The 361-nt window shown below is 52.4% G+C and carries 1 protein-coding gene; it reads right to left on the reverse strand.

The window, feature by feature from the left end:
* Window positions 1-45: 45 nt before the first annotated feature.
* Window positions 46-361: hypothetical protein (locus AC1RPJ_RS07975; protein ID WP_481762874.1), on the reverse strand; the 316-nt coding region annotated here is incomplete at its 5' end.

The raw sequence follows: 361 nt of genomic DNA on the forward strand, positions 1-361 counted from the left end.
GTTAAGGTCTCCGGAGTATCCTTCCATTGGCATAATTAGCGCTCCTTAGAATGAGCTAAACAGATTCTTAGCCGCACTAGCCACGCCCGGCAACGAGTACGTAGCATCACACGACAGCGGTGTGGACGCGCTCGGGTTGATGAATAGCGTATCTAGGTCTTGCTGTGTGAGCATGAACAGAGGCTTGAATTCAACCAGCACGCGGCAGTGGTGCGGCAGACCAGTCTGTGCATCGAAGTTCGAGGCCGCCGTTATAGAGACTCGCGTGATAACCACTGAGTCGAAGAACAGATAGTTGTCAATCTTGATCGAGATGCGGTTCTTCAGCTTCGTGTTCCAGTAGGCAGCAGTACCCATGCTC

Source organism: Dellaglioa sp. CoH-57-MRSF-17, from assembly GCF_056782015.1.